Origin of the sequence: Bacillus sp. REN3 (assembly GCF_017912555.1) — a bacterium.
Taxonomy (GTDB): domain Bacteria; phylum Bacillota; class Bacilli; order Bacillales; family Cytobacillaceae; genus Mesobacillus.
Genome location: NZ_JAERSD010000061.1, coordinates 1 through 806 on the forward strand (window position 1 = coordinate 1; position 806 = coordinate 806).

Below are 806 nucleotides of genomic sequence, written 5' to 3' on the forward strand. Positions count from 1 at the left end.
CTGCCGGAATTTCTCGTCCAGCTTTTTATCGTATTTTTCAGTGGACTTCTTCCAAACAAAGGTATACTTGTTGGCGTTTGCCTCCAATTTGGTCCCATCTAGAAAATAGTCTTCCAGCTTCACAAGTCCTTCCTCCCGAAGGAGGTCGACTATGGAAAAGAACGTCTCATAGATGACATCTTTCATGCGTTCGGAACGAAAACGGTTGATGGTACGGAAATCTGGCTTCTGTTCGCCGGAAAGCCACATGAACATAATGTTCTCTGTTAGCTGTTTGGCGATTTGTCGAGAGGAATAAATCCGGGTGGCATATGCATAAAGAATGACTTTTAGCATCATTTGAGGATGGTAAGGCGGCCGGCCTCCACCAGGATAAAGAGAGAGAAAGATATTGGGGTTCATCTGGTCGACGGCTAAATCAATCAATCGGGCAAGGTGCTTTTGAGGAATCAAAACTTGGATGTCCATTGGAAGGGTTAACTGGTTTGTGTTATAATTTTTGTACAAGAAAATCTCTCCTTCTGTTTGTTTTGTTGTGGTGACTTAATTATAACAAAAGAGGGATTTTCTTGTATTTTTTTGCGCAAAAAATGAATTTAGAAACCTGAGTTGATTGGAGTGGAAGGCGCGTAGACTCCTGCGGGCGCAGCTGGTCAGGTGAGACCCCGCAAGAGCGAAGCGATGAGGAGGCTCAGCGCCAGCCCCGCGGAAAGCGAAGCGCCTGGAACGGAAATCAACGGACTATTTTCCAAGCAGTCTCAAAAATAAAGAGGGTGCCCAAAAGTTTATACTTTTGGGACACCCTC

At 45.0% G+C, this 806-nt stretch carries 1 protein-coding gene; it reads right to left on the minus strand.

Annotated features, from left to right (window positions below; all coding sequences use genetic code 11):
* A partial coding sequence (locus JJQ88_RS20995; protein WP_481748327.1) for a transposase occupies window positions 1–468 on the minus strand: 468 nt, incomplete at its 3' end.
* Window positions 469–806: the final 338 nt, after the last annotated feature.